Annotated in this window: 2 protein-coding genes and 1 pseudogene; 2 read left to right on the forward strand and 1 reads right to left on the reverse strand. The window is 74.1% G+C overall.

Translation table 11 applies throughout. The features are described from left to right. Window positions 1-297: pseudogene (locus AB0G02_RS36770) on the forward strand (serine/threonine protein kinase); the annotation flags it as partial. Here AB0G02_RS36770 and AB0G02_RS36775 read toward each other — a convergent pair. Beyond that, window positions 279-1,778: an FAD-dependent monooxygenase gene (locus AB0G02_RS36775; protein WP_360804082.1), complete on the reverse strand. Its 1,500-nt coding sequence runs from the start codon at window positions 1,776-1,778 to the stop codon at window positions 279-281. The pseudogene AB0G02_RS36770 and the gene AB0G02_RS36775 sit on opposite strands and share 19 nt — an antisense overlap. A 76-nt stretch (window positions 1,779-1,854) precedes the next feature. On the opposite strand from AB0G02_RS36775, the gene AB0G02_RS36780 reads away from it, so the two are divergent. Continuing rightward, a partial coding sequence (locus tag AB0G02_RS36780) for a helix-turn-helix domain-containing protein (protein ID WP_360804085.1) occupies window positions 1,855-2,082 on the forward strand: 228 nt, incomplete at its 3' end.

Consider the following 2,082-nt stretch of genomic DNA (forward strand, 5'->3'; position numbering starts at 1 on the left):
GACGACTTCCAGTACCGGGACGGCAAGGCGACCAGGCAGGGCGCGGACGGGGTGGACGCCGACCGCGCCGTGCTCGACCTGAACGAGGTGAACTGGGACGCCCTGCCCGCGCTGATGGAACGGGCCGACCGGGAGCTGGGCGTCCCGAAGCCGACCATGCGGTACCTGATCGTGAGCACCGACATCATCGACGGCACCGCGACGATGAGGGCGTACCTGGTCGACGACTACGACGGCGCGTACCTGGAGGCGAACCTGAAGGGCGAGGTGCAGAAGGCCTACCCGCGCGGCAAGTGACCGCTCGTCCCGGTCACGGTGGCGAGCACCTTCCCGAGCACCTCGGCGTCCGGCGTCCCGGCGGTGCGCCACGCGACGAACCGGTCCGGGCGGACCAGGAGGGCGCCCGCCCGGTCCACGCCCACCGCGTGCGCCGCCTCCTCCGGCAGCGGTTCGGCCGGGATCCCGCTCGTCGCCGCCGCGTCGAGCCAGCCCTGCCCGTCGGGCCCGGTCAGCAGGGTGAACCGCGAGGCGACCAGGTCCAGTGTGGACAGTCCGGGCCGGACCCAGTGGTGCCTCAGGTGTGAGCCCGGTGCGCCGTCCAGGCTCGCGGCGAGGTCCTCCGCGGACGGCAGGTGCGGCACGGCGTCCACGACCGCGGCGGAGTCGTAGCGGTAGCCCATCGTGACCAGCGGGGCGTACCACGCGCCGACGGCCGCGCGCTCCGCGACCGCCGACGGGTCCCAGTGCAGGCGGGGGTCCTCCCACCGCAGCAGCGCCTGCCGCGTCACCATCGCGGCGACGGCGTGCCTCTCGTCGTGGTAGGTGTCGAGCAGGCCGTCACCGGCCTCGCCGCGCAGCGCCATCGCGAGCTTCCAGGCCAGGTTGTGACCGTCCGCCAGCCCCGTGTTGAGCCCGAACGCCCCCAGCGGCGAGACCGCCCGCGCCGCGTCACCGACCAGGAACACGCGCCCTTCGCGGAACCGCTCCGCCATGCGCACGGTCGCCCGCCACGGGATCGCGCCGACGACCTCGAACGGCACGTCGGCGCCGATCGCGGCGCGCACCTTCGCCGCGCACCCCTCGTCGGTCAACGGCCCGCCGACGTGCAGCGCCCACCGGTCCTCCCCGACCGCGAGCAGGATGCCGTCGACGTCCGGGTGGGTGATCCGGGCCATCACGGGCATGGGCCCGAGCGCCCCGACCAGGTCGGCGTGGAACAGGACGTTGACCGGCGGCTCACCGAACACGCCCGGTCCGGTGGTCGGGACGCCCAGCGCGGATCGGACCCGGCTGTTGACCCCGTCCGCCCCGATGACGTGCTCGGCCTCCACCACCCGCCCGTCCGACAGGGTGACGACGCCGCCGGGCGTGACGTCGGTGACGCCGACCCCGAACTCGACCACGGCCCCGCGTTCACGGGCGGCGGGCAGCAGCACGGCGTCCAGGTGGTCCTGCGGGTAGTGGCCGAGCGGCACCTCCGGGGACAGGTCGGACAGCGGGACGGACGCGGATGACAGGGCGGTGCGGTCCAGCTCGGCGGCGGTGCGCGCGTCAGCCCTCGACCGCACCGCCGAGCGCACGGCGGCCCCGGCGACGGCCTCACCGAGCCCCACCTCGCGGAACAGCTCCAGCGTGCGCGGGCTGACGCCCAGGGCGCGCGGGTGCCCGGACGGCGCGGGCCGGCGTTCGAACACCAGCGCCGGCACGCCGTGGTGCCCCAGGAACACCGCCGTGGCCAGGCCGACCGTGCCGCCACCCGCGATGACAACAGGCTTCATGTCGTGACTCCTCCCCCGAGTGGGAACACTGTTCCCGTTATTGGGCACACTGTACCCACACGGCTACAGTGTCGCCATGTCGTCCCCACCCCTGGTCTGGATGCGCGACCGCGACCGCGGCGGTCGCCCCGCGCTCACCGAGGAGAAGATCGTGCGGGCCGCGATGCGCGTCGCGGACGCCGAAGGGCTCGACGCGCTGTCGATGCGCCGGGTCGCCGCCGAGCTGAACACCCGGACGACGTCGCTGTACCGGCACAACGCCAGCAAGGACGAGCTGATCCAGCTGATTGTCGACGCCGTCTAC

The sequence above is a fragment of the Actinosynnema sp. NPDC023658 genome, assembly GCF_040639995.1.
GTDB lineage: Bacteria > Actinomycetota > Actinomycetes > Mycobacteriales > Pseudonocardiaceae > Actinosynnema.